General features: G+C 72.2%; 27 protein-coding genes. 14 read left to right on the top strand and 13 right to left on the bottom strand.

The features are described 5' to 3' along the window. Positions 1-5: 5 nt before the first annotated feature. Together resB and ccsB are read left to right on the top strand one after the other, a co-directional pair. Entirely contained in the window at positions 6-1,733 is a 1,728-nt protein-coding gene (resB, locus tag ACWDVG_RS24140; RefSeq protein ID WP_451701720.1) for a cytochrome c biogenesis protein ResB, read from the top strand. Further along, positions 1,730-2,812, top strand: coding sequence for a c-type cytochrome biogenesis protein CcsB (gene ccsB / locus ACWDVG_RS24135; protein WP_451701718.1), 1,083 nt, complete (start codon positions 1,730-1,732; stop codon positions 2,810-2,812). The genes resB and ccsB overlap by 4 nt, the downstream gene beginning before the upstream one ends. 55 nt (positions 2,813-2,867) lie before the next feature. Here ccsB and ACWDVG_RS24130 read toward each other — a convergent pair whose 3' ends face one another. The 4 genes from ACWDVG_RS24130 to ACWDVG_RS24115 form a co-directional block, all read right to left on the bottom strand. Then, entirely contained in the window at positions 2,868-4,409 is a 1,542-nt protein-coding gene (locus ACWDVG_RS24130; protein WP_451701715.1) for an ABC transporter substrate-binding protein, read from the bottom strand. 4 nt (positions 4,410-4,413) lie between these two features. After that, a complete protein-coding gene (locus tag ACWDVG_RS24125) occupies positions 4,414-6,471 on the bottom strand; it encodes a hypothetical protein (RefSeq protein WP_451701714.1) in 2,058 nt (685 codons plus the stop codon). A gap of 113 nt (positions 6,472-6,584) precedes the next feature. Next, positions 6,585-7,046, bottom strand: a complete 462-nt coding sequence (locus ACWDVG_RS24120) for a nucleoside deaminase (RefSeq protein WP_451701712.1) — start codon at positions 7,044-7,046, stop codon at positions 6,585-6,587. Between the two features lie 31 nt (positions 7,047-7,077). Continuing rightward, positions 7,078-7,284, bottom strand: a complete 207-nt coding sequence (locus tag ACWDVG_RS24115; protein WP_451701710.1) for a GntR family transcriptional regulator — start codon at positions 7,282-7,284, stop codon at positions 7,078-7,080. Between ACWDVG_RS24115 and ACWDVG_RS24110 the strand changes: the two genes are divergently transcribed. Together ACWDVG_RS24110 and ACWDVG_RS24105 are read left to right on the top strand one after the other, a co-directional pair. Next, positions 7,283-7,636 carry a DUF6247 family protein gene (locus ACWDVG_RS24110; protein ID WP_451701709.1) on the top strand — a complete coding sequence of 118 codons (354 nt, stop codon included), beginning with the start codon at positions 7,283-7,285 and terminating at the stop codon, positions 7,634-7,636. The genes ACWDVG_RS24115 and ACWDVG_RS24110 overlap by 2 nt on opposite strands. Continuing rightward, positions 7,633-7,884 (top strand): hypothetical protein, encoded by a 252-nt coding sequence (locus ACWDVG_RS24105; RefSeq protein ID WP_451701707.1) that lies wholly within the window; start codon positions 7,633-7,635, stop codon positions 7,882-7,884. Before ACWDVG_RS24110 ends, ACWDVG_RS24105 begins: the two co-directional genes overlap by 4 nt. A gap of 28 nt (positions 7,885-7,912) precedes the next feature. On the opposite strand, the gene ACWDVG_RS24100 is transcribed toward ACWDVG_RS24105, so the two are convergent. Then, positions 7,913-8,530 (bottom strand): flavodoxin family protein, encoded by a 618-nt coding sequence (locus ACWDVG_RS24100; RefSeq protein WP_451701705.1) that lies wholly within the window; start codon positions 8,528-8,530, stop codon positions 7,913-7,915. Positions 8,531-8,700: 170 nt separating this feature from the next. On the opposite strand from ACWDVG_RS24100, the gene ACWDVG_RS24095 reads away from it, so the two are divergent. Continuing rightward, entirely contained in the window at positions 8,701-9,621 is a 921-nt protein-coding gene (locus tag ACWDVG_RS24095; protein WP_451701703.1) for a DMT family transporter, read from the top strand. Here ACWDVG_RS24095 and ACWDVG_RS24090 read toward each other — a convergent pair. Both ACWDVG_RS24090 and ACWDVG_RS24085 read right to left on the bottom strand, forming a co-directional pair. Then, positions 9,533-10,426 carry a LysR family transcriptional regulator gene (locus ACWDVG_RS24090; protein ID WP_451701701.1) on the bottom strand — a complete coding sequence of 298 codons (894 nt, stop codon included), beginning with the start codon at positions 10,424-10,426 and terminating at the stop codon, positions 9,533-9,535. The genes ACWDVG_RS24095 and ACWDVG_RS24090 overlap by 89 nt on opposite strands. Next, entirely contained in the window at positions 10,426-10,779 is a 354-nt protein-coding gene (locus tag ACWDVG_RS24085) for a PLD nuclease N-terminal domain-containing protein (protein ID WP_451701699.1), read from the bottom strand. The genes ACWDVG_RS24090 and ACWDVG_RS24085 overlap by 1 nt, the downstream gene beginning before the upstream one ends. A 90-nt stretch (positions 10,780-10,869) precedes the next feature. On the opposite strand from ACWDVG_RS24085, the gene ACWDVG_RS24080 reads away from it, so the two are divergent. Genes ACWDVG_RS24080 through ACWDVG_RS24070 form a run of 3 tightly spaced genes read left to right on the top strand, consistent with a single transcriptional unit; the run spans position 10,870 to position 13,932 of the window. Beyond that, positions 10,870-12,321 carry a menaquinone biosynthesis decarboxylase gene (locus ACWDVG_RS24080; protein WP_451701697.1) on the top strand — a complete coding sequence of 484 codons (1,452 nt, stop codon included), beginning with the start codon at positions 10,870-10,872 and terminating at the stop codon, positions 12,319-12,321. Beyond that, on the top strand, positions 12,318-13,220 hold the full coding sequence (mqnP, locus tag ACWDVG_RS24075) for a menaquinone biosynthesis prenyltransferase MqnP (RefSeq protein WP_451701695.1): 903 nt from the start codon (positions 12,318-12,320) through the stop codon (positions 13,218-13,220). Before ACWDVG_RS24080 ends, mqnP begins: the two co-directional genes overlap by 4 nt. Positions 13,221-13,257: 37 nt before the next feature. Then, a complete protein-coding gene (locus ACWDVG_RS24070; protein WP_451701693.1) occupies positions 13,258-13,932 on the top strand; it encodes a UbiX family flavin prenyltransferase in 675 nt (224 codons plus the stop codon). Here ACWDVG_RS24070 and ACWDVG_RS24065 read toward each other — a convergent pair. Further along, positions 13,929-14,066: a hypothetical protein gene (locus tag ACWDVG_RS24065; RefSeq protein WP_164875197.1), complete on the bottom strand. Its 138-nt coding sequence runs from the start codon at positions 14,064-14,066 to the stop codon at positions 13,929-13,931. The genes ACWDVG_RS24070 and ACWDVG_RS24065 overlap by 4 nt on opposite strands. 114 nt (positions 14,067-14,180) lie before the next feature. Here ACWDVG_RS24065 and ACWDVG_RS24060 point away from each other — a divergent pair, with 114 nt between their 5' ends. Together ACWDVG_RS24060 and mqnE are read left to right on the top strand one after the other, a co-directional pair. Next, entirely contained in the window at positions 14,181-14,636 is a 456-nt protein-coding gene (locus tag ACWDVG_RS24060) for an Lrp/AsnC family transcriptional regulator (protein ID WP_031013392.1), read from the top strand. 90 nt (positions 14,637-14,726) lie between these two features. Further along, a complete protein-coding gene (gene mqnE, locus ACWDVG_RS24055; protein ID WP_451701691.1) occupies positions 14,727-15,890 on the top strand; it encodes an aminofutalosine synthase MqnE in 1,164 nt (387 codons plus the stop codon). 112 nt (positions 15,891-16,002) lie between these two features. Here mqnE and ACWDVG_RS24050 read toward each other — a convergent pair whose 3' ends face one another. After that, entirely contained in the window at positions 16,003-16,887 is an 885-nt protein-coding gene (locus tag ACWDVG_RS24050; protein WP_451701689.1) for an AraC family transcriptional regulator, read from the bottom strand. A 114-nt stretch (positions 16,888-17,001) separates the two neighbouring features. Beyond that, positions 17,002-17,535 carry an N-acetyltransferase family protein gene (locus tag ACWDVG_RS24045; protein WP_451701687.1) on the bottom strand — a complete coding sequence of 178 codons (534 nt, stop codon included), beginning with the start codon at positions 17,533-17,535 and terminating at the stop codon, positions 17,002-17,004. A gap of 128 nt (positions 17,536-17,663) precedes the next feature. On the opposite strand from ACWDVG_RS24045, the gene ACWDVG_RS24040 reads away from it, so the two are divergent. The 4 genes from ACWDVG_RS24040 to ACWDVG_RS24025 all read left to right on the top strand — a co-directional run bounded on the left by ACWDVG_RS24040 (position 17,664) and on the right by ACWDVG_RS24025 (position 22,438). After that, a complete protein-coding gene (locus tag ACWDVG_RS24040) occupies positions 17,664-17,930 on the top strand; it encodes a DUF4229 domain-containing protein (RefSeq protein ID WP_451701686.1) in 267 nt (88 codons plus the stop codon). 378 nt (positions 17,931-18,308) lie between these two features. Next, positions 18,309-19,661, top strand: a complete 1,353-nt coding sequence (locus tag ACWDVG_RS24035) for a dicarboxylate/amino acid:cation symporter (RefSeq protein WP_451701684.1) — start codon at positions 18,309-18,311, stop codon at positions 19,659-19,661. A gap of 198 nt (positions 19,662-19,859) precedes the next feature. Then, entirely contained in the window at positions 19,860-20,450 is a 591-nt protein-coding gene (locus tag ACWDVG_RS24030) for a TetR/AcrR family transcriptional regulator (protein ID WP_451701800.1), read from the top strand. A gap of 98 nt (positions 20,451-20,548) precedes the next feature. After that, the gene (locus ACWDVG_RS24025; protein ID WP_451701682.1) at positions 20,549-22,438 is read left to right on the top strand and encodes an AMP-dependent synthetase/ligase; all 1,890 of its coding nucleotides are present in this window, start codon (positions 20,549-20,551) and stop codon (positions 22,436-22,438) included. 20 nt (positions 22,439-22,458) lie between these two features. Here ACWDVG_RS24025 and ACWDVG_RS24020 read toward each other — a convergent pair whose 3' ends face one another. The 3 genes from ACWDVG_RS24020 to ACWDVG_RS24010 are packed head-to-tail and all read right to left on the bottom strand — an operon-like array spanning position 22,459 to position 24,727. Further along, on the bottom strand, positions 22,459-22,707 hold the full coding sequence (locus ACWDVG_RS24020) for an SCO4226 family nickel-binding protein (protein WP_451701680.1): 249 nt from the start codon (positions 22,705-22,707) through the stop codon (positions 22,459-22,461). 35 nt (positions 22,708-22,742) lie between these two features. Continuing rightward, a complete protein-coding gene (locus ACWDVG_RS24015) occupies positions 22,743-23,432 on the bottom strand; it encodes a pyridoxal 5'-phosphate synthase (protein WP_451701678.1) in 690 nt (229 codons plus the stop codon). Continuing rightward, positions 23,429-24,727, bottom strand: a complete 1,299-nt coding sequence (locus tag ACWDVG_RS24010) for an FAD-dependent monooxygenase (RefSeq protein ID WP_451701675.1) — start codon at positions 24,725-24,727, stop codon at positions 23,429-23,431. The genes ACWDVG_RS24015 and ACWDVG_RS24010 overlap by 4 nt, the downstream gene beginning before the upstream one ends. Positions 24,728-24,829: the final 102 nt, after the last annotated feature.

Here is a 24,829-nt window from a genome sequence, read left to right as displayed (position 1 = left end):
GTTCCATGAGCACAACCGACACGAAGCGCGACGGGGACGACCGGGGCGACGCGGAGCACCCCGACCACCTCGGGGACGCCGGGGCCCAGCTGTCCACCGCGCCCCGGGAGGAGGGCCACGAGGAGGGCCGGGACGGGACCGTCGGCGGCCCCACCCTCGGTGTCGTCGGCTGGATCCGCTGGTTCTGGCGGCAGCTGACCTCCATGCGGGTCGCGCTGATCCTCCTCTTCCTGCTCTCCCTCGGCGCCGTCCCGGGCTCGCTCGTCCCGCAGACCAGCGCGGACGAGATGAAGGTCGCGGACTTCAAGCGGGCCCACGAGACCCTCACCCCGATCTACGAGAAGCTCCAGCTCTTCGACGTCTACAGCTCGGCGTGGTTCTCCGCGATCTACATCCTGCTGTTCGTCTCCCTCATCGGCTGCATCGTGCCGCGCACCTGGCAGTTCGTCGGCCAGCTCCGCTCCCGGCCGCCGCGCGCCCCCGGGCGCCTCACCCGCCTCCCCGCGTACACGACCTGGCGGACCGAGGCCGCGCCCGAGGAGGTCAGGGAGGCCGCGCTCGCCGTCCTCAAGGGCCGCCGCTTCCGCGCCCACGCCGTCGACGACGCCGTCGCCGCCGAGAAGGGCTACCTCCGCGAGGCCGGGAACCTGGTCTTCCACATCGCCCTGATCGTGATGCTGGTCGCCTTCGCCTGGGGCCAGCTGTTCAAGTCCGAGGGCGGCAAGCTGGTCGTCGAGGGCGACGGCTTCTCCAACACGCTCACCCAGTACGACGACTTCAAGTCCGGCTCCCAGTTCGGCACCGACGAGCTGGAGCCGTTCAGCTTCACCCTGGACACCTTCACCGGCACGTACGAGCAGAGCGGCCCGCAGCGCGGTACCCCGCGCACGTTCGAGGCGGCCGTCACGTACTCCGACGGAGACGCGAAGGACCGCAAGGCGATCATCCGGGTCAACGAGCCGCTGAAGGTCGGCGAGTCGAAGGTCTACCTGATCGCCCACGGGTACGCGCCCGTCGTCACCGTCAAGGACGGCCGCGGCAAGGTCGTCTTCCACGGCGCCGTGCCGCTCCTGCCGATCGACAACAACATCACCTCGACCGGCGCGATCAAGGTCATGGACGGCTACCGCGACAAGAACGGCAAGAAGGAGCAGCTGGGCTTCCAGGCCTTCTTCGTGCCGACCTTCGCGGGCGCCGGGCAGGGCAGCATGTTCTCCCAGTTCCCCGCCCTGGACTTCCCGGTCATGGCCCTCACCGGCTACCACGGCGACCTGCGCGTCAACTCCGGTCTACCGCAGAACGTGTACCAGCTGGACACCTCCAAGATGACCCAGTTCAAGGTCGACGGAGGCACCGGAGTCGCCCAGCGCATGCGGCCCGGCGAGACGATGACCCTGCCCGACGGTGCCGGCTCGATCACCTTCGAGAAGGAGATCAAGGAGTGGGCGAGCTTCCAGATCTCGCAGCAGCCCGGCAACGGCCTGGCCCTCGCGGGCGCCGTCGCCGCGATCGCCGGCCTGACCGGTTCGCTGTTCATCCAGCGGCGCCGGATCTGGGTCAGGGCCGTACGGGGGAAGGACGGCGTCACCGTCGTCGAGATGGCGGGGCTCGGCCGGAGTGACTCCGCCAAGCTCCCCGAGGAGCTGGCCGAGCTCGCGGTCACGCTCACCGCACAGGCGCCCCCGGCGCCGGAACCTGCCGAAGAAGCAGCAGAAGAAGGGGCCGAGAAGTGATCCTCGCCGCCACGACCAACGAGGGCCTGGCGCAGATGAGCAACACGCTCGTCTACTCCTCGATGGCCGTCTACACCCTGGCCTTCCTGGCCCACATCGCCGAGTGGGTGTTCGGCAGCCGCAGCAAGGTCGGCCGCACCGCCGCCGCCCTGACCCGGGAGACCGCGGCGGCCGCACCCGCGGTGACCGTGCGCACCAAGGGCGCGGGCGGCACCGCCGTCCTGGACAAGCCGAAGGTCGTCACGCGTTCCGCCGCGGGCACCCGTGACGTGGCGGACGGCCCCGGCGCCGCCGGCGGCACGGTCAAGGGCGACCTGTACGGCCGGATCGCGATCTCCCTCACCGTCCTCGCCTTCGCGATCGAGGCGGCCGGCGTGGTCACCCGCGCGATCTCCGTGCAGCGCGCCCCCTGGGGCAACATGTACGAGTTCTCCACCACCTTCTCCACGGTGGCGGTCGGCGTGTACCTGGCCTTCCTCCTCGCCGGGAAGAACGTGCGCTGGATCGGCCTGCCGCTGGTGACGACGGTCCTGCTCGACCTCGGCGTGGCGACCACCCTGCTCTACACCGAGAGCGACCAGCTGGTTCCCGCCCTCGACTCGTACTGGCTGTGGATCCACGTCTCCACCGCCATCTTCTGCGGCGCGGTGCTCTACCTCGGCGCGGTCGCCACCCTGCTGTACCTCTTCCGCGACTCGTACGAGAACAAGCTCGCCGCGGGCGGCACCCCGAGCGCCTTCGCCCGCTCCGTCCTGGAGCGCCTGCCGGCCGCCGCGACCCTCGACAAGTTCGCGTACCGCGTCAACGCCGCGATCTTCCCGCTGTGGACGTTCACGATCATCGCGGGCGCGATCTGGGCGGGCGACGCCTGGGGCCGCTACTGGGGCTGGGACGCCAAGGAGGTCTGGTCCTTCATCACCTGGGTCGGCTACGCCGCGTACCTGCACGCGCGCGCCACGGCCGGCTGGAAGGGGCGCAAGGCCGCGTACATCGCGCTCATCGCCTTCGGCTGCTTCCTCTTCAACTACTACGGCGTCAACATCTTCGTCAGCAGCAAGCACTCCTACGCCGGCGTCTGAGCCGGCACGGGCCCCCGGGCGGCCGGTGGACCGGTCCGCCCGGACGCCCGGCCGGTCAGCCCTTCTTCGGCGGCAGGCAGGACTCCGCGGGCGGGCGGCCCTCCGGCCAGGCGATCTGGACGAAGCGCTGGGAGCCGTCCAGGGCCAGCTCCACGATCGGCACCGCCTTGTTGTACGGATTGCCGTAGTTGTCCAGGCAGATCCAGCCGCTCGCGCCCTCCACCCGCAGCGAGCCCTTCACCTGCGGCCACTGGGTGACGACGTCCGCGAGCTCCGGGTGGCGGGCGTCCTTCGGGGTGGCCTGCCGGATCGCGTGGACCGCCGTCGCCATCGCGTCGTACGCGACGATCGCCTGCCCGTCGGCGAGCGGCACCGGCTTCTTCGAGGCGCGCGCGATGTCCTCCAGGAAGGTGTCGTACGCGGCGACGGAGCCGCCCGTGGCCGGGACCGTCCGGCCGGGCGCCCGCTTCCAGGCGTCGGGGTGGGCGAGGGCGGCGTAGCGGACGGTCAGCTTCGCCCGCAGCGCGGCCCGGTTCAGCCGCTCGTCCGCACCGAGGTACGAGCCCTCGTCGCCGGTCAGGACGGTGAAGGCGCGATCGGTGCAGCCGCGGGCGCCGAGGGCGTTGATGAACTGGCGGAGCTGGGTGTGGCGGCCGGCGAAGAAGACGGTCTCGGCGCGGGTGTCGCAGATGAGGTGGGTGATCTGCCGGAAGGTGTTGGCGGTGGTGCCCTCCTCGGTGGGGTCGGCGGGCGAGGTGAAGAGGGCCGGCTCGTGCGGGGCGCCCTTGAGGTTGGCGGCGAAGGCCGCCTTGAGGGTGTCGGTGTAGTGGTCGCCGGTCCGGGTGTCCTGGACGAGGAAGGCCTTGGCGGCGTCGACCCGGCCGAAGTGGGCGAGGGCCTTGGCCTCGTCGCCGTTGGTGGGGGAGACGCGGGCGAGGCCGGGGAAGCGGTTGTGCCCGGCGCCCGGCCCGTTGGCGATGTCGTCGGCGGTGATCGTGGTGCCGACGACGGCGATCCCGTCGTCCGCGGTGAGCGCGGCGACCGCCTCCCGTACCTCCGAGGAGGAGGTGGCGACGCCGGAGACGGCCCGCAGCCGGTCGGGAGCGCCGGTCATGGACCGGAGCTGGTCGACGGTGGTCCGCCAGTGGGCGTTGCCCTTGCCGGTGTTGGCGAGGACGAGCCGGATGCGGGGCATCTCGCTGTTGGAGTGGTGGTTGGCCCGGTACTGGTAGGCGTAGGCGCCCTGGAGTTCGTGCAGCACCTTCTCGCGCATGCCGCGGTCGGGCGAGGTCAGCGGCAGGAGGAGGGCGACCGTGGCGTACTCGTCGGCCTTCAGGGTGGCGTTCTCGCTGCCGATGGCCCCGGCGATCTCGGCGAGTTCGGGGACCCCGAAGGCGTAGCCGTCGCCGTTGACGCCGACGCACTCGGAGCTGTCCTGCGGGCGGGCGACGCCCGGCGCGCAGGAACGGTCCTCCGGGGTGCCGAGGCGGGCGATGCCGTAGCCGCCGAGCCCCAGCACGAGGGCGGCCACGACGGTCGAGGTGATCAGTTTCTGGCGCGGCGTCCAGAAGACGCGGCGGCGCAGCCGTTCCAGCATGGCGTCAGACTCCGTCCTCGCGGCCCGGCGGCAGCGACAGCTCCCGCCAGGCGCGGATGTCGCGCGGCCAGTGGGTGGCCGCGTCCCACAGCGGACCGCTGCCCGTGAGGTGCCGGCCGGAGAGCCGGCGCAGCTCGTGCGCGAGGCGGTCGGCCACGTCCTCGTCGGGCAGGGCGAGCGGATCGGTGAGCAGCCATACGGCGTGCAGCAGGCGCCGTACGGACAGGTGGAGTTCGGTGGCGTCGGTGTCGAGGCCCGCGGGCGGACCGTCGGGACCCTGACCGAGGGCGACGGCCCGGCGCGGGTCGGGCCCGGTCCCGTGCCGTTCGCGCGGGTACGGGGCGGCGGCGAGGAACCGGAGGGTGCCGAGCCAGCCGAGCACGTCCCGCTCGGGGAAGGTGAGCCGCAGGTGGGTGACGGCGGGTTCGGTGCGGCCGAGGGCCAGGTCGTGGTGGAGCCGGTGCGGGCCGGTGGCGGGCCCGTAGTGCCGGTGGAGGGTCTCGTGGACGGCGTGCCAGGAGGCGTACTGGGGATGGTCGTCGTCCTCGAAGCGGAGCCGGTGCAGGAGCAGGGCGCGCAGGAGTGGGTCGGCGACGAAGTGGTCCGGGCCCTCGGCCCAGTTCTCGGCGCGCAGCCCGTCGCGTACGCGGAGGGCGACGTCGCCGTCGAGGGACTCGCCGGGGAGCCGGGCGTGGGCCAGCATCCGGGCGGACTCCTCGTCGTGGGCGGCGGCCAGCACGGCGTACGGGCCGGGGCGCCGTACGGGTAACAGCTCGGCGAGCAGGGTGGGCGCGACCGGCACCGGTGCGGTGTCCTCGCGCAGTTCGACGGTCAGGTCGAGCAGCCCGCCCGGCGTGAGGCGGGCCCGGACCTCCGGCGGCGCCTCGCCCGCGGCCCGCCCGAGGAGGGCGACGCCGAGGGGGCGGCCGCCGGTGAGCCGGTGAACGGCGCGGGCCAGCTCGGCGGGTGCGCGGCCGGCCGGGTCGTGCCGGTCGAAGACGGCCCGCGTCTGGGCGGGGGAGAGCGGGGTGAGCTCGACGGCCAGGATGCCGGAGCCGACGCGGGTGTCGCGCGGGCAGGGCGCCCGGTGCGCGGTCTCCGGGAGCCGGGCGCGGGTGGCGTTCCGCAGCCCCTCGTGGGTGGGGACGCGGGAGGTGGCGAGGACGACCACCCGGTCGCGGCGGCCGCCCGCGCGCGCCCGCAGAATCGGTTCGACGAGCCGTCGGCCGAGCGGCTCGTGGGCGTTGTCGAGGAGGACGACGGGCCGTCCGATGCGGGCGCCGCGCTGCAGGATGCCGGTGTAGGCGCGGACCAGGTCCTCGACCAGCGCGCCGACGAGGAAGTCCTCCGCCTCCCGGCGCCTGTCGTCCCGGGCGAAGTCGACGGCGAGCTGCTGGAGTCCGGCCCTGCCGCGGCCGCCGGCGTTGCGGTACCCGCCGTAGTAGGCGTCCGGGGACTGCCGGAAGCGGCCGAAGAACTCCTCCAGGACCGTCTCCACCGTGGCCTCGGCGACCAGCCCGGCGAGCGGCGCGGAGGACTCGGCGAAGGTGGCGGCGAGCTTGGCGAGGACCCGGCTCACCCAGGTCGCGGCGGCCGCCTTCGTCGCGTCGACGGTCGCGAGCAGCGGCCCGAGCCGCTGGAGGTCGCGCCGGGCCCGCTCGTCGTCCTCCCTGGACCAGCCGAGCGCGGCGACGGCGACGAGCCCCAGCGAGAGCCGCGGGAACTGCACCGGCCGTGCGGCCAGCACCTTCGGCGACAGCTGCACCGCGAGCTCGGCGAGCGCGCCGGTCACCGGGGTCCAGCCCGGCCCGTGGTCGGCCGGCGGCTCGATGTGCGCGCAGTCGAGCAGGGCGAGCGGGGTGTACCCCTTGTAGCGGTTGCGGACCTCCTTGAGCAGGACCGTCTTGCCCATGCCGCGTCCGCCGGTGAAGACCGTCACGGGCGGGTCGTCCCCGTGCTCGTACGCGACGCGCGCGGCGCCGTGCCGGGTGAGTCCCACGAGCCGCGCGACGAGTCCCCCCGGATCGAGCACCGCGTCGCGGCCGTACAGTTCCCTGTCCACGCCCTGCCACCCCCGTCACAGTGAACTCCAGGATATCGAGGGTGTGTTGGCAAAGCGGTCGCCTTTTCGGGTCCGTTGTGAAGGCGTTGCCGGACCGTGGCGGCGCCCGCGCCTCACTCGTCGCCGATGTCCTCGTTCCACAGGGCGGGCCGGTCGGCGATGAACTCCCGCATCAGGCGTACGCATGCGGGGTCGTCGAGCACCACGACCTCGACACCGTGCTCCGCGAGCCAGTCGTGCCCGCCGCGGAAGGTCTCCGCCTCCCCGACGACGACCCGCGAGATCCCGAACTGCCGTACGAGCCCGGAGCAGTACCAGCACGGCGACAGGGTCGTCACCATGGTCGTCCCCCGGTACGACCGCTGCCGCCCGGCCGCGCGGAACGCCTCGGTCTCGGCGTGCGCCGACGGGTCCCCGCCCTGCACGCGCCGGTTCCGCCCGCGCCCGAGCAGGGTGCCGTCGGCCCCGTAGAGGGCGGCCCCGATGGGAATCCCCCCCTCGGCGAGCCCGCCCCGCGCCTCGGCCACGGCGACGGCGAGCCACTCCCGTGCCTGTTCCTGCTCCATGGGATCCATGGGGGGAGCCTTCCCCCGCTGGGCGGGGGCGTCACCCCTCGTGCGGACCCTCGTCCCCCGGAAGCGGGCCGGCGACGAAGGTGCCCTTGCCGTGAACGGTCAGGACCGGGCTCCGCTCGCGCAGCACCTGGGCGGCGCGGCGGACGGTCAGGTGGGCGACGCCGTACTCCGTGGCGAGGTCCCGGTACGGACGGGCCTCCGGCTGGATACGCTGGCCGGGGCACCCCTTGGAGGACATGGTGACGACGCAGCCCGACCACGCCGGAGAACTCATCCCGCGCCCCGAGCGAACGCCCGCCGCGCTGCGCGCAGCCCTCGCGGTCGTGGCTCCCGAGCGGGTGCCCGAGATGGACGCCAGTCAGCGAGCAGCCGTGGCGGAGGCCATCGAACAGAGCGACATCGCTCCCCTGCGGATGTTCCTGATCCAGTGGGCCGCCGTCATCGAGATCGAGCGGTTCCCCGACACCGCCCGCGCGCTGCGCCGCGCCGAGTACCTGGCGCAGACCGCGGGGACCCCGGAGGAGAGTCGCCGGCACGTCAGAGCCGCCGGGGAGATCCTCCGTGCCGCTCACGAGGCGGTGGGCGGGTGAGCTGGCGGTGGGAGTACGACCCCAGCGAGGAGCATGTCATCGGGGGAGCCCCGCCGGCCTTCGTCGCCGAAGTGGAGAAGAAGGCCGACGAACTGGTGAGAGCGGCGGAATGCCTCTACCTCGACGGCGCCCTGTTCCAGGGGGAGAACCCCCGGAGCGAACACGTGCGCGTCCCCGGTGGGATGTTCGTCTTCCTTCTCGTCCCACGCTACGAATGCGGCTACGTCCTCCAGGTGACCTGTCTCTGACCGCTCGGCTGGGAGGACTCGGAGAAGCTCACGCCGCCGCGTCCGCCTTCTCGTAGGGGAAGAGGGCCGGCGGGGTCGGGCCCTCGAAGAAGGTCTTGGCGCGGATCAGGGCGGGGGCGTCGTTGCGGATGTGGCCCGCGCGGGAGGCCGTGCCCGTGAGGACGCCGCCGAAGCGCATGCGGAGGTAGGCCGCAGAGTTGTGGAGGGAGGTCACCAGGCCGTCCGCGACCACGTGTTCGTCGTGCGCCATCGCCGTCACGCCCCACAGCGTGCCGCCCGCCATGCGCTCCTTGAAGTCCGAGCCCGGCACGTTCAGCCAGCCCGACCAGTAGTCGAGGTACCGCTTGGTCTGGGCCGAGAGGCTGTACCAGTACAGGGGCGAGACGATCACGATGTCGGTGGCCTCCTCCGTCGCCCGGCGCAGCAGCTCCTCCGTCTCGCCCGGCGTGCGGGCGGCGTCCTCGTGGCGGCCGTCCTGGAAGTCGGGGAGGTCCAGGCGGTTGAGGTCGATCCAGCGCTGCGGGACGCCGGCCGGGAGGTGGGAGGCGGCCTCGCGGGCCAGGAGTTCGGAGTTGCCGTCGGAGCGGGAGCTGCCGAGGACGAAGAGGAACGAGCGGTCCGAGCCGGATCCGGCGTCGAGGGTCATGGCTGTCTGCTCCGGTGTCGTGGGTGCGCCGCCAAAGGTCGTGTTCCGTTGCCAACTCGGCGCCCCGCGACGCTATTCCGGCACCCATCGGCCCGGCCGATGGATCCCATCGGCAGGACGGGCCACTGGCCCGTGGACCGGCGGGCGCCCCCGTTCGTAGCGTCGACGGCATGACAAACGAGACCAGGGGAACCGTCGAACTGACCCTCGCCATGGTGCTGTCGGGCACCCTCGGCGTGTTCGTCGTCGAGTCGGGCGCCTCGCCCTTCGAGGTGGTGTTCTTCCGCTGCCTGCTCGGGGCCGCCGCGCTCGGGGCGTACAGCCTGCTGCGGGGGTTCTTCACCGGGCACGGCCTCACCGCGCGGAAGCTGGGGCTCGCGGTGCTCGGCGGGGTGTTCATCGTCTTCAACTGGGTGCTGCTCTTCGAGGCGTACGAGGCCACCTCGATCTCGCTGGCCACGGTCGTCTACCACACGCAGCCGTTCTTCCTCGTGCTGCTCGGCGCGGTCTTCCTCCGGGAGCGGATCTCCGGCGCGAAGCTCGGGTGGCTGGCGGTCGCCTTCGCCGGGCTCGTGCTCGTCTCCGGCGTCCGGCCCGGTGACACCGCGTCCCTCGCCGGGCTCGGATACGCGCTGGGAGCGGCCGTCCTCTACGCCCTCGCCACCTTCGTCACCAAGCGGATCACCGGCGTACGGCCCCATCTGATCGCGCTCGTGCAGGTCACCGCCGGAGTGCCGCTGCTGCTGCCCTTCGCGGACCTGTCGGCCGCGGCGGACCTCGGCGCCGGGTGGGCGTGGCTCGCCGGGCTCGGGCTCGTCCACACCGGACTGATGTACGTGATGATGTACGCCGCCTACGCGAAGCTGCCGACCCCGAAGATCGCCGTGCTGGCCTTCGTCTACCCGGCCGTCGCCATGGGCGTCGACTGGGCCGTGTACGGGCACCACATCGGGCTCGTCCAGGCGCTCGGCGTACCGCTGATCGTCCTCGCGAGCCTGAAGGTCACTCTCGCGCGAGCCGCAGCGCCTGCTCCACGAACAGTCGCACGTGCGCCGGAAGCGCCTTCCCCCGCCGCCACGCGAGCTGCGTGAAGAGCGTGAACGGCGCCTCCCAGTCGAGCGCCACCAGCTGCCCCGACGCCAGCTCCTCGGAGACGGTGATCCGGGGCAGCAGCGCGATCCCGAGCCCCGAGGCCACCGCCCGCTTGCTCGCCTCGATCGTGCCGAACTCCAGGAACTCCGGCCGCCCCGCCTCCGGGGGCCCCGCGGCGGCGAGCGCCTCCTCGAACAGGTCGCGGTACGCGCAGCCCGGCTCGGTGCCGACCAGCGCGGTTTCCGCGAGGTCGGCGGTGCCCAGCCCGGCGCGGCCGGCGAGCGGGTGGCCCGGCGCGGCGACCAGGGCCAGCGGCTCGCCGGCCAGGACCTCGGTGTCCAGGCCCTCGTGCTCCGTCTCGGCCTCCATCAGGAAGCCGATGTCGTACGTGCCCGCGCGCAGCGCCCGCCGGGTCGCGTCGCCGAGCGTGGGGCGCAGCGCGAGCCGCACCTTCGGGTAGCGGTGGTGGACGTACTCCAGGAGCGGCGGCAGCCGGTAGGAGGTCAGGGACTCCATGGTGCCGATGGCGATCCGGCCCGCCGGTTCGGCGGTGGCGGCGACGGCCTGACGGGCCTCCTCCGCCAGCTCCGCCATCCGGCGGGCATACGGAAGGAGGCGCTCACCGGCCTCCGTGAGACGAATGCGGCTGCCGAGGCGCTCGAAGAGCTCGGTGCCGAGGGAGGACTCCAGCGACCGGACCTGGGCGGTGACGCTGGACTGGGCGTAGCCGAGCTCGGCGGCGGCCCGGGTGAAGGAGAGGACGTCGGCGACCTTCTCGAAGGTGGCCAGGAGCCGCAGCTCCATCAGCCCCCGGTCTCCTCGTCGCGGTCGTTCCGGTCGCCGCGCTTCTCGTCGGGACCGCGCTTCTCGTCCGGATCGGTCCCGGGCCGCTCCTCGCCGCGGTCGTCCCGCAGGGACCTGAGGAACTCCGGGTTGTCGTCGGGCGCCACCCAGCCGCCCCGGGCCGGGCGGCGCGGCCGGCGCTCCTTGCCCGTCGCGATCCAGCCCACCGACCCGACGATCGGGAAGAGCAGGATCACGATCACCCAGATCACCTTCGGCAGGTGCTTGGTCTCGTCCTCGGGGGTGTTCAGGCAGTCGATGAAGGCGTAGATCAGCAACGCCAGCGGCAGGATGAACATCAGCACCCTGAGCATGTGGAGCAGCCCCCTGGAAGCGGTGGCGGGAGCGCGTTTCGGCGGCCCCGGTGACAGGTCAAGGGTAGCCCGTGACCGATACTTGCCCGTATGGCTTACGACGATCTCCGCTCGCTGCTCAGGGCCCTCGAGCGCGAAGGCGACCTCAAGCGCATCAAGGCCGAAGTCGACCCGTACCTGGAGGTCGGGGAGATCGTCGACCGGGTGAACAAGGCGGGAGGCCCGGCGCTCCTCTTCGAGAACGTCAAGGGCTCCGCCATGCCGCTCGCCATGAACGTCTTCGGGACGGACCGGCGGCTGCTCAAGGCGCTCGGCCTGAAGTCGTACGCGGAGATCAGCGAGAAGATCGGCGGCCTGCTCAAGCCGGAGCTGCCGCACGGCTTCGTCGGGGTCCGCGAGGCCTTCGGCAAGCTGGGCTCGATGGTCCACGTGCCGCCGAAGAAGGTGAAGGACGCCCCCGTCCAGGAGGTGGTCCTGACCGGCGACGACGTCGACCTCGACGCGCTGCCGGCGCTCTTCACCTGGCCGAAGGACGGCGGCTCCTTCTTCAACCTGGGGCTCACCCACACCAAGCACCCCGAGACGGGCGTGCGGAACCTCGGGCTCTACCGCCTCCAGCGCCACGACAAGCGCACGATCGGCATGCACTGGCAGATCCACAAGGACAGCCGCAACCACTACGCGGTGGCGGCGGCGCGCGGCGAGCGGCTGCCGGTCGCCATCGCCTTCGGCTGCCCCCCGGCCGTCACGTACGCCTCGACGGCGCCGCTGCCCGGCGACATCGACGAGTACCTCTTCGCCGGCTTCGTGCAGGGCAAGCGGATCGAGATGGTCGACTGCAAGACCGTACCGCTCCAGGTCCCGGCCCAGGCCGAGGTCGTGGTCGAGGGCTGGCTGGAGCCCGGCGAGACGCTGCCCGAGGGCCCCTTCGGCGACCACACCGGCTTCTACACCCCGCAGGAGCCGTTCCCGGCCCTGAGGATCGACTGCGTCACCATGCGGAAGCGTCCGCTGCTCCAGTCGATCGTCGTCGGCCGGCCGCCGACGGAGGACGGGCCGCTCGGCCGGGCCACGGAGCGGTTCTTCCTGCCGCTGCTGAAGATCATCGTGCCGGACATCGTCGACTACCACCTGCCGGAGTCGGGCGGCTTCCACAACTGCGCGATCGTCTCGATCGACAAGAAGTACCCGAAGCACGCGCAGAAGGTCATGCACGCCATCTGGGGCGCGCACATGATGTCGCTGACCAAGCTGATCGTCGTGGTCGACAAGGACTGCGACGTCCACGACCTGCACGAGGTGGCCTGGCGGGCCCTCGGGAACACCGACTACGCCCGCGACCTGACGGTCGTCGAGGGCCCGGTGGACCATCTGGACCACGCCTCGTACCAGCAGTTCTGGGGCGGCAAGGCGGGCGTCGACGCCACGAAGAAGCTGCCGGAGGAGGGCTACACCCGGGACGGCGGCTGGCCGGACATGGTGGAGTCGGACCCGGCGACGGCGGCCCTGGTGGACCGCCGCTGGAAGGAGTACGGGCTGTGACCACGGCCGCGGTACCGGGCGCGCAGCCGGGACGGACCAAGGCGTTCCTGCGGCTGGTGATGATCGAGCACTCGGTCTTCGCGCTGCCCTTCGCCTACATCGCCGCCCTCACCGCGATGTTCCAGGAGGACCGGAACATCCAGTGGTGGACGCTCCTCCTCGTCACCGTCTGCATGGTGGGCCTGCGGACCTTCGCGATGGCCTGCAACCGGATCATCGACCGCGAGATCGACGCGCGCAATCCGCGCACGGCCGGCCGCGAGCTGGTGACCGGCGCGGTGTCGGTGCGGTCCGCGTGGACCGGGGCCGGGATCGCCGTCGTGGTCTTCCTGGGCGCCGCCGCGCTCCTGAACCCGCTCTGCCTGGCGCTCGCGCCGCTCGCCGTCGTCCCGATGGTCGTCTATCCGTACGGCAAGCGGTTCACGAACTTCCCGCACGCCATCCTCGGGCTCGCCCAGTCGATCGGGCCCGTCGGGGCCTGGCTGGCCGTGACGGGGGAGTGGTCCTGGGACGCGGTGATCCTGGGGCTCGCCGTCGGCGTCTGGATCGGCGGCTTCGACCTGATCTTCGCCTGCCAGGACGTACAGGCGGACCGGGCCCAGGGCGTGCTGTCGGTGCCGGCCCGCTTCGGCATCCCGGCCGCCCTGTGGGCGGCGCGGGGCTCCGCGGTCGTCACGACGGGACTGCTCGTCTGGTACGCGCTGGCGACGGAGGCGGGCGCGTTCTTCTGGGTCGGCCTGGTGATCGTGGCGGCGGCCTTCTGCTACGAGCACTCCATCGTGAAGCCGCACGACCTGTCCCGTCTGAACCGGGCGTTCTTCACGGTGAACGGTTTCATCGGGATCGCGCTGTTCGTGTGCGCGCTGCTCGACCTGCTGGTCCGCGGGCTGACCCCGTAGACGCCCGGTCCGGCCCGCGGCGGATAGGCTCGACGGCATGAACGACGGCAAGCGCACCCCCTGGGTCGTGGGGGTCTCCGGGGCCTCGGGCACTCCGTACGCCGCTTCCGTGCTCAGGGGGCTGCTCGCCGCGGGGGAGAGCGTCGACCTGGTCGTGTCGCGGTCGTCGCGGCTGACCCTGCTCGACGAGACCGGGATCTCCTTCCGGGACGCGCACTGGCGCGAGGACCTGGGGACCTGGCTGGCGCGGGGCGCGGACGGGAAGCCGGACGCGTTCGACGTCGCGGGCGCCCTGGACGACGTGCGGTACTGGGCGGCCGGGGACCTGGCGGCGGGGCCGTCGTCGGGGTCGTACCCGGTGAAGGGGATGCTGATCGTGCCGGCCTCGACCGCCGCGGTGGCGGGAGTGGCGCTGGGGCTCTCGAAGGACCTGCTGCAGCGGGTCGCGAGCGTGACGCTGAAGGAGCGGCGGCCGCTGGTGGTCGCCGTGCGGGAGACCCCGCTGAACGGGACGACGCTGCGGCACATGGTGGCGCTGGACGAGGCGGGCGCCGTGGTGCTGCCCGCCTCTCCGGCGTTCTACGCGGGGGCGACGCACATCCAGGACCTGGTGGACTTCGTCGCCGGGCGGGTGCTCGACGCGGCGGGGGTGCCGCACGGGCTGTACCGCCGGTGGGAGGGAGAGCTGGGTGCCGCTCTCCGGGCTGATTAGCGCTTCTTGGCGCGCTTCTTGGCGGCGCGCTTCGAGGCGGCGGACGGCTGGTGGGCACGCGAGCGGTTGGCCAGGTCCTGCAGCTCGCGCATACGGGCGTAGGCCATCTCGATCGTGTACACGGTGAACACCACTCCTGAAAGATCGTCTTTGATCTGCTGAAAGATTCACAGGGTGTCGACCCCTGTGTACCTTAGATTCTATACCTAAACTCGCGGTATCGCTGGACAATGGAAGGCTTCATACCTATGGACGCCGTGGACAGGCAGCTCATCCAGGCCCTGCGCGAGAACGGCCGCGCCTCGTACGCCGAACTCGGCCGGCTCGTCGGGCTCTCCGGCCCCTCCGTCACCGACCGCATCAACCGCCTTGAGGCCGCCGGCGTCATCACCGGCTACCGCGCCACCGTCGACGCCGCCTCGCTCGGCCTCGGCGTCACCGCCCTCATCGGGATCTCGCTCTCCGACGCCGCCGACCACGAGGACGTCGCCCGCCGCCTCAAGGACCTCGCCGAGATCGAGGACTGCTGGTTCATCGCGGGCGACGACTCCTTCATGCTCAAGGTCCGCGCCAACGACGTCGACGGCCTGGAGAAGACGATCCGCCGCCTCTCCGGCACCAAGGGCGTCTCCCGCACCCGCACCACGATCGTGCTCTCCACGAAGTGGGAGAACCGGGTCGGGGACCTGCCCGAGGAGGGCTGACGCGGAGCGGCCATGGGGGTCCCCGCGCCCGGAGGGCGGGGGAGTACGGTGGTGGAGCCTGATTCACGGAGATATGGGAGGCGGCCGGAGATGGACGCTGGGCTCAAGCGGGAGCTGGAGCAGAAGGTGCTCGCCGGTGAGCGGCTGAGCCGCGAGGACGGCATCGCGCTGTACGACTCCGACGACCTCGCGTGGCTCGGCGGTCTGGCCCACGAGGTCCGGACGCGCAAGAACGGCGACGTCGTGCACTTCAACGTCAACCGTCACCTCAACATGACGAACGTGTGCACCGCCTCCTGCGCCTACTGCTCCTTCCAGCGCAAGCCGGGCGAGAAGGACGCGTACACCATGCGCATCGAGGAGGCCGTGCGCCTCGCGAAGGCGATGGAGAGCGAGAACCTCACCGAGCTGCACATCGTCAACGGGCTCCACCCGAACCTGCCCTGGCGCTACTACCCGCGCTCGCTCTCCGAGCTGAAGAAGGCCCTCCCGAACGTCTCGCTCAAGGCCTTCACCGCCACCGAGATCCACCACTTCGAGACGATCTCCGGGCTCTCCGCCTCCGAGATCCTCGACGAGCTGATCGAGGCCGGCCTGGAGTCCCTCACCGGCGGCGGCGCCGAGATCTTCGACTGGGAGGTCCGCCAGCACATCGTGGACCATCGCACCCACTGGGAGGACTGGTCCCGCATCCACCGGCTCGCCCACGAGAAGGGGCTCAAGACCCCCTCGACCATGCTGTACGGGCACATCGAGGAGCCGCGCCACCGCGTCGACCACGTGCTGCGGCTGCGCGAGCTCCAGGACGAGACCGGCGGCTTCCAGGTCTTCATCCCGCTGCGCTACCAGCACGACTTCGTGGACATGCAGGACGGCAAGGTCCGCAACAAGCTCCAGGCGCGCACGACGATGGCCACCGGCGCCGAGGCCCTGAAGACCTTCGCGGTCTCCCGGCTCCTCTTCGACAACGTGCCGCACGTCAAGGTCTTCTGGGTGATGCACGGCGTCCAGACCGCGCAGCTGGCGCTCCAGCACGGCGCGGACGACATGGACGGCTCGGTCGTCGAGTACAAGATCACGCACGACGCCGACAACTACGGCACGCCGAACAAGCTGACCCGCGAGGACCTGCTGGAACTCATCCGGGACGCCGGCTTCCGGCCGGTCGAGCGCAACACCCGGTACGAGATCATCCGCGAGTACCCGGGGCCGGACGCGGACCGGCGCGAGTCGCCGCAGCCCATGCGCGTCTGAGGCACGGCCCGACGGATACGGGAGGAAGGCCCGGCGGGGATCCCCGCCGGGCCTTCTCCGTACCCGGGGGCGTGCCCGGTGCCGTGCCCGAGGCCGTGACCGGGGCGGGCCCTCAGGTCCCGGTGTGCTCCACCGGGATCCACAGCTCCGCCGCCGCCGTCGACCAGTCCCGCGAGGGCCGCACCGACACGATCTCCGGGCCGGGGCGGCTCGCGTATGGGTTGGACGGGAACCACTGGGTGAAGACGTCCCGCCACAGGTACTGGAGCGCCTGCGGATACGGGCCCTCGTTCTCGAAGACGGCCCAGGTGCCGGCCGGGACGTCGAGCGTCTCGTACGCTTCGGCGGCCTCGGGTGGCTGGGGTGTCCGGGCCTCGGTCACCGCGCCGTACCAGTGGTCGAGCTCGGCCCCTTCCTCGCGGCTCCCGCTGAGGTGGACGACGGCCGAGACGAGCCCGGCGGGCTCCCCGGACGAGAGGCCCGCGAGCCGGTCCAGGCTCTCCCGCCCCAGCGCGCGGATCTGGGCGGCGATCGCCGGGTTCTCGCCCTCGTGGACGAGCGGGACCCGGGCCCTGCTGCCGGTGATCCGGAACGCGTCCCTCGTCACGGTGCGGTACTTCATGCTGCTGCTCCCTTCGACGACGAGCCGGAAGGACATCCGGGGCTGCGCGTGGAGCGCCGCCTCCGTGCGGCGGGCCTCGCCGGGGCCGACCCCGTGCACCGCGCGGAACGCGCGGGCGAAGGCCTCCCCGGAGCCGTAGCCGTACCGGACCGCGATCTCCAGGAGCGTCCGCTCGCCGGCGAGCACCTCCGCACCGGCGAGGGTGAGCCGCCGGCGGCGTACGTACTCCGACAGCGGCATCCCCGCCAGCGCGGAGAACACGCGGCGGAAGTGGTACTCGGAGGTGGTCGCGATCCGGGCGAGGTCCGCCGGGTCGAGCTCGCCTCGGAGGTGCTCCTCGATGTGGTCGAGGGCCTGGTTGAAGCGCTCCAGCACGAGGTCGTCCGTCCTTTCCTTCCGGCGCCTCCCACCGTAGGGAGGGCGGGTGCGGGCGGACCCGACGATCCGTGCCCGGAGCGGTCGGGCCGCCCAGGGCGTGCCGGGGGGCGGTCAGTTCAGGGTCAGCCACATGTGGATGTCGTCGCGGTCGTCGCCCGGGGCGACGCGGATGGCGGCCGGGATGCGCCCGACCTCCTTGTAGCCGGCCTTGGCGTAGAAGTCCTCCAGGCCGAGGCCGCCGCGGCAGCTGAGCCGGATGGCCTCGATCCCCTCGAAGCCGGGGGCGGTGCGGACGGCCCGCTCGACCGCCGCCAGCAGGTCCAGGCCGTACCCCTTGCCCTGGTGCCCGGGGTGGACCATCAGCGTGTAGACCCACAGCCAGTGGGTCATCAGCCGGTGGCCGTTGAAGGTGAGGAACGCGGTGGCGGCGACCTGGCCGTCCTCGTCCCGGCCGACGAGGAGCCGGGTGTCGCCCGCGGCCATCGCCGTGAGGTGCTTGAGCAGCGCGGGGCGGATCGCGTCGGGGGTCACCGGGGCGACGAAGCCGACGGCGCCGCCGGCGTTGGTCACGTCCGTCCACAGGGCGACGACGCCGTCGCGCAGCGCGGGGTCGACCGCCGGATCCACCTCGAAAGTAAGGGTCATGTGGCCATCGTACTTATTACGTGCCGGGCCGCTCAAGGACCCGGTCCCGGCGGGGGGCCCGCACCGTGCTTCACTGGAGGACGGCCGTCCCGTATCGGGAAATCTCGGAACGAAAGAGTGGGCTGGCAATGCTCCGCTACACGCTGATGCGTCTCGGCATCTTCGCCGGATGCTTCCTCGCCCTGTGGGGTCTCGTCTACGTCGGCGCGGTCCCGCGCGGACTCGGCGACTCCAACCTGCTCTGGGTGCTCGTCCTCTCCGTCGTCGTCTCCGCGCCGCTCAGCTTCGTCCTGCTGCGCAAGCAGCGCGACGACATGAGCGCCGAGATCGTCGACAAGGTCGACCGGGCGAAGGGCCGCCTCGACGCGAACCGCACCCGCGAGGACGCTCTCTGAGCCGTCTCCGAGTCGTCTCCGGCTCACATGTAAAGGGAGCGTAAGCTTCCTCACAGATCATTGCCCCCGGTGGAAGCTTCCCAGGCTCTCACCGGGGGTTTTCTGTGTTTCTGAGGTGGAACGTCCTTCCACCCCCTCAAAGAAGGGCTTTGAGGTTCTCAAAGTTCAAGTGTTAACGTGTTCGGCATGAAGACAGCAGTGCGCCACTCCGAAGCCGCGGGCCTCCCGCTCGTGGCGCGCCTGCACGTCGATCTGTGCCGCTGTATGTCCGCGGTCTGTTGCCGCGCGCTCTGATTCCGGCATCATGCAGCGGCCCGCGCCCGAGCGCGTGTGAGCCGCACCCCCGTCCCCGTATTTCCCGATACGCACCTGTGGAGTGTGCCCGTGTCCGCGTCCGCGCCCGCGACCCAGGACGAGGCGAAGCCCTCGTCCCGGATACCCAAGGTCCCCTTCTGGGCCCAGATCGTCGCCGGTCTCGTCCTCGGCGTCCTGCTCGGCTGGATCGCCCGCAGCCAGGACGTCTCCTGGCTGAAGGAGACCCTCGGCCAGGTGGGTGACATCTTCGTCCAGCTCCTGAAGCTGGCCGTCGCCCCGCTCGTCTTCTTCGCGATCCTGGTGTCGATCACCAACCTGCGGAAGGTGAACAACGCCGCCAGGCTCGCCACCCGCACCCTCCTCTGGTTCATGATCACCTCGCTGATCGCGGTCGGCATCGGCCTCGCCATCGGCCTGATCACCAACCCGGGCGCCGGCACCGGCCTCACCCCGCAGGACGGCAAGCTGCCCAAGCGCGAGGGCTCCTGGATCGACTTCCTCACCGGCATCATCCCGACGGACGTCATCACGCCCTTCACCGAGCTGAACGTCCTCCAGATCGTCTTCATGGCCGCCGTCGCCGGCGTCGCCGCCCTCAAGCTCGGCGACAAGGCCCAGCCGATCCTCACCTTCTCCGAGTCGGTCCTCGAACTCCTCCAGAAGGCCCTGTGGTGGGTCATCCGACTCGCCCCGATCGGCACCGTCGGCCTCATCGGCTTCGCCATCGCCGACTACGGCTGGGAGCTCATCGGCAAGTACGCCACCTTCACCGCCGACGTCTACATCGGCTGCGCCCTGGTCCTCTTCGGCGTCTACCCGCTGCTCCTCGCCACGGTCGCCAAGGTCAACCCGCTGCAGTTCTTCAAGGGCGCCTGGCCCGCCATCCAGCTGGCCTTCGTCTCCCGCTCCTCGGTCGGCACCATGCCGGTCACCCAGAAGGTCACCGAGCGCCTCGGCGTCCCGAAGGAGTACGCCTCCTTCGCCGTCCCGTTCGGCGCGACCACCAAGATGGACGGCTGCGCCGCGATCTACCCGGCGCTCGCCGCGATCTTCATCGCGCAGATCTTCGACGTCCAGCTCGGCATCGGCGACTACCTGCTGATCGCCTTCGTCTCGGTCATCGGCTCCGCCGCGACCGCGGGCCTCACCGGCGCCACGGTCATGCTGACCCTGACCCTCTCCACCCTGGGCCTGCCCCTGGAGGGCGTCGGCCTCCTGATGGCGATCGACCCGATCCTCGACATGATGCGTACGGCCACGAACGTGGCGGGCCAGGCCCTGGTGCCGGTCATCGTCTCCGCCCGCGAGAAGATCCTGGATCTCACCGCGTACGAGAACGCCTCGGCGTCCCCGATCGACGAGCTGACCGACTCCCGCGAGGCCGAGCGGAAGGTCGCCGTCCCGGCCACCGCCTGACCCCGCTGCCCCGGGCCTGCCCCGCGCCGTCCCACGCCTGCCTCGCGCCCGCCGCGCAAGGCCCCACGTGCCCCTCGCCCCCGTCCGGGCGGGGGGCACGTAGGCTTTGCGGGCCTGTCGGAACGATCTTGTGAGCAGGGGGGCGGGAGAGGCGTGGCGGGGACGAAGAGGCTGCCGCGGGCCGTGCGGGAGCGGCAGATGCTGGACGCGGCCGTGCGGACCTTCGCGCGGCACGGGTACCAGACGGCGTCCATGGACGAGATCGCCGAGCTCGCCGGGGTGTCGAAGCCGCTGGTCTACCTGTACCTGCACTCCAAGGAGGAGCTGTTCACCGCCTGCATCCGGCGGGAGGCGGAGGCGCTGCTCGGGGCGGTGGCCGAGGCCGTCGGCGACGCGGACGCGCCGCCGGACGAGCGGCTCTGGGCGGGGCTGCTCGCCTTCTTCTCGTACGCGGCGGAGCACCCCGACGCCTGGGCGGTGCTGAGCCGGCAGGCGCGGACGCAGGGCGAGCCGTTCGCCACGGAGGCGACGCGGATGCGGGACGAGATCACCGAGTTCGTGGCGGGGCTGATCGGCGAGGCCGCGCGGGCGGCGCACGGAGCCGCCGACATCACCGAGCGGGACGTGGCCGCGCTGGCGCAGGCGCTGGTCGGTTCGGCCGAGTCGCTGGCGACGTGGGCCAACGGGACGCCCGGGGTGACGGCCCGGGAGGCGGCGGCGACGCTGATGAACTTCGCCTGGTCCGGGCTCGGGAATCTGATGAAAAGCGAGCGCTGGTCTCCCCGTTGAGCTTACCGGGCAGTAAGGTTACCGGTTAGTCAAAAACCCGTCAGGGCGCACCGTACCGACGCACGACCTCAGTTCATCCGTAGACCGAGGAGCCGCCCGTGTCCGTCGTCACCGCCGCATCCGGGACCGAACCGGTCGAGCCGCACAAGCGCCTGGTCGACGGGCGGGTGCGGGAGGTCTCCGTCCCCGCCCTCGCACCCCGCGTCCGCCGCGGCTCGCTCGCCGACCTCCCGTACGACAACGCCCGCGAGGCCCCCGAAGCCGTCGTCTTCTCCCGCAAGGGCCCGGACGGCGGCTGGCAGGACGTCACCGCCGCCCGCTTCGCCGCCGACGTCCACGCCGTCGCCAAGGGCTTCGTCGCCCACGGCTTGCGGCCCGGCGACCGGCTCGCCCTGATGGCCCGCACCACCTACGAGTGGACGCTGCTCGACTTCGCCGCCTGGGCCGCCGGGCTCGTCACCGTCCCCGTCTACCCCACCTCCTCGGCGTTCCAGACCCGCTGGATCCTCCAGGACTCCGGCGCCGCGGGCGCGGTCGTCGAGGACGCCGGCCAGGGGCGGCTCGTCTCCGCCGAGCGGCGCCAACTCCCCGGCCTCTCGCACCTCTGGGTCATCGACAGCGGCGCCGTCGAGCAGCTCCGCCAGGCCGGGAAGCGGGTCACCGACCAGGACGTCACCGCCCGCCGCGGGCTCCTCACCCCCGAGACCCTCGCCACCCTCGTCTACACCTCCGGCACCACCGGCCGCCCCAAGGGCTGCGCCCTCACCCACGCCAACTTCTTCGCCGAGGTCGACAACGCGGTCCGGCTCCTCCACCCCGTCTTCGCGGAGGACGCGGGGGACGCGGAGCCCCCGGCCACCCTCCTCTTCCTGCCGCTCTCCCACGTCTTCGGGCGGATGGTCTCCGTCGGCTGCGTCCGCGCCCGGGTCCGCGTCGGCCACGCCCCCTCCGTGGAGGGCGACGAACTCCTCACCGACCTGGCCGCCTTCCGGCCCACCTTCCTGCTCGCCATCCCGTACGTCCTCGAGAAGGTCTTCAACAGCGCCCGCGCCACCGCCGAACGCGGCGGGAGGGCGGGCACCTTCGACCGGGCGGCCCGGATCGCCCGCCGGTACGGACGGGAGCCCGCGCCCTCGCTCTCGCTGCGCGCCGCCCGCGCGCTCTACGACCCGCTCGTCTTCCGCCGGATCCGGGCGGCGCTCGGCGGCCGGGTGCGGTACGTGATCTGCGGCGGCTCCCCGCTGGCCGCCCGGCTCGCCGAGTTCTTCGCGGGCGCGGGCGTCGAGGTCTTCGAGGGGTACGGCCTGACGGAGACCACCGCCGCGGCCACGGTCACCCCGCCGCGCAGGCCCCGCACCGGGACCGTCGGCTGGCCACTGCCCGGCACGTCGGTGCGGATCGCCGACGACGGCGAGGTCTGGCTGAAGGGCGCCCACGTCTTCGCGGGCTACTGGGACGCCCAGCGCGGCGCGGCCGTGCCGTACACCGACGACGGCTGGTTCCCCACCGGGGACCTCGGCGACCTCGACGAGGACGGCTACCTGCGGATCACCGGCCGCAAGAAGGACATCCTCATCACCACGGCCGGCAAGAACGTGGCCCCGGCCCCGCTGGAGGACTGGCTGCGCGCCCACCCGCTGGTCTCCCAGTGCATGGTGGTCGGCGACGGCAGACCGTACGTCACCGCCCTGGTGACCCTCGACCACGACGGCCTGGTGCACTGGCGGCGGATGCGCCACAAGGACCACCTGGCGCTCTGGGAGCTGGCCCGGGACGAGGAGCTCCTCGCCGTCGTGCAGCGGGCCGTGGACGATGCCAACCGGCTGGTCTCACGGGCCGAGTCGATCCGCTCCTTCCGTGTCCTGACCACCGAGTTCTCGGAGAGCTCCGGCCATCTCACGCCGTCCCTCAAGCTCAGACGGCGGGCCGTGCTGCGGGACTTCGCACGGGAGATCGACGAGATGTACGGGGCGCCGGACGCCCGCTGAGGGCGCCGCGGCGCGCCGCCTCACACGCTCAGGGACACCTCGTGGATCTCGTCCGCCCGGTGGCCGGTGCGGGCGTGGATCCGCTGCACGGCGTCGGCGGACGGGCCGGTCGACAGGCAGTAGACCGTGCCCGACGCGGGGTCGGCCCACGCCCGCTCGAAGTGGACGCCCTCGTCCTTCTCGATGGCGAGGTCGGCCCGGTGCGCCTCGCGGAGCTGCTCCTCGGTGATGCCGGTCATGCCGTGGTGCACGTCCATGTAGGTAGCCATCGTTCTCCCACCTCCTTCTCCATGGTGCGCCGCTTTCAGGGCCAGAGCAGCTCGCGGACCCAGGTTCCGGCGGCCGGTCCGGCGGGTGTTCCGGTGGGCGCCGCGGGCTCGCGGCGGTAGCGGAGGCGGAGGTGGCGGCGGCGTTCGTCGCCCTGGAAGAACTCGACCTCGGCCGGTTCGACGACGTACAGCGTCCAGGTGGGGGCGTCCGCGTCGGGTTCGGCCTCGGCGCGCCGCCAGGCGGCGGCCCCGGCCGCGGCCAGGGCCTCGGGGGAGTCGAGGACCTCGCTCTGCCGGCCGACGAGCGCGGCGGCCAGCGCGCCGGTGGTGCGGGCGTGGAGGTCCGCGTACGCCTCCTCGGGGGAGGCGGTGACGACCCGGCCCCTGACCCGGACCTGGCGGCCGCGGACCGGCCAGTAGAAGCAGAGCGCGGCCTCGGGGCGGGCGGCGAGCTGACGGCCCTTGGCGCTGGTGGCGTGCGAGGCGAAGTGCCAGCCGCGCGCGTCGGCGTCGTGCAGCATCACGATCCGCACGTCGGGCCGGCCGTCGGCGTCGGCGGTGGCCAGGGAGAGGGTGTGCGGTTCGCTCTGCCCGGCGGCGACCGCGTCGGTGAACCAGTCGTGGAAGAGCGCGAGCGGCTCGGGCGGGGCGGCCGCCGGGTCGAAGGCGGGCAGCTCGGTGTCCCAGACGCGCAGGGAGCGCAGGGCGTGGTGGAAGTCGGTCATGCGGCCACGGTAGGGCGCGGGGCGGGGGCGGGGGCGTGCGCGTCGGTGGCGGACGGGTCCGTGGCGTAGGGGTCCGTGTCGTAGCCGTCGAGGGGGACCGCGTGCGCGGCGGCCTGGATGTCGTCGCGGATCTTCTTCGCGACGAGGTGCTTCCAGGGCGTCTTCGGCAGCGTGCGGACCATGAGCATCCGCAGGGCGATCTTCCACTTCCGGTCGACGGTCATCTCCTTGACGAAGCCCTCCGCCAGTCGCTGGTTCCGCTCCACGCCGGGCCGCATCCGCTCCTCGTAGCGGGCGAAGGCGACGGTGTGGTCGCCGTCGGCGCGGGCCAGCTCCTCCGCGAGGACGTACGCGCCGGTGAGGGCCAGGCCGGTGCCCTGGCCGGAGGCGGGGGAGGCGCAGTGGGCGGCGTCGCCGAGGAGGACGGTCCGGCCGGTGGACCAGCGGTCCATTTCGATGAGGGAGAGGGAGTCGAAGTAGAGGTCGTCGGCGTCGGCCGCGTGGCCGAGGAGGCGGGGGAGCTCCCAGCCGTCGCCGTGGAAGGCCTCGGCGAGCAGCCGCTTCTGGGCCGCGAAGTCCCGGTGGTGGTAGGTGAGTTCGTCGGGCGACGCGAAGACGAAGAGGTTCTTGGCGTCGGCCTCGCCGGCCGAGCTGTAGACGCAGACGAGCTTGCCGGGGAGGGCGTGGTACGTCTCCCAGCGGTCGAGGCCCAGATGGTTCGGGGCGGTGAAGATGCAGATGTACGCGCCGAGGTGGCGCTTGTACCGCTCCTCCGGGCCGAAGGCGAGGCGCCGGGTGTTCGAGTGGAGGCCGTCGGCGCCGACGACGAGGTCGAAGCGGCGGACGGTGCCGCTCTCGAAGGTGACGGCCACGCCGTCGGCGTCCTCGTCGAGGGCGGCGATCGAGTCGCCGAAGACGTACTCGACGTCGTCGCGGGTGCGCTCGTGGAGGATGCGGGCCAGTTCGCCGCGCATGATCTCGTCGTCCCCCTCGACGCGTCCGCCGAAGACGTCGGCGGGCAGCTCCCCGATGGTGCGGCCGGCGTCGTCGACGTACGAGCCGCCGCGCATGTCCGTGGAGTGGGCGCGGATCTCGTCGAGGACGCCGAGCCGGCGGCAGACCTCGATCGCGGTGCCGCGGATGTCGACCTTGTAGCCGCCGGTGCGCAGGGCGGGGGCGCGCTCGACGACGGTGGGGGTGAAGCCGTGGCGGTGGAGCCGGAGGGCCAGGGCGGGCCCGGCCACGGAGGCGCCGGAGATGAGGACGGTGCGGGAGTGCTTCGGGGTGCGCGGCATGGCGGGACTCCTCGTGGTGTCAGGGGTGCGGGCCGAACCGGCCCGCACCCCCCAGAAGGAGAAGGTAGTTTAACAATTATTAATTAAGACGGGATTATATTT

Source organism: Streptomyces sp. NPDC003327 (assembly GCF_053589515.1).
This window is presented reverse-complemented; position numbering and strand designations above follow the sequence as displayed.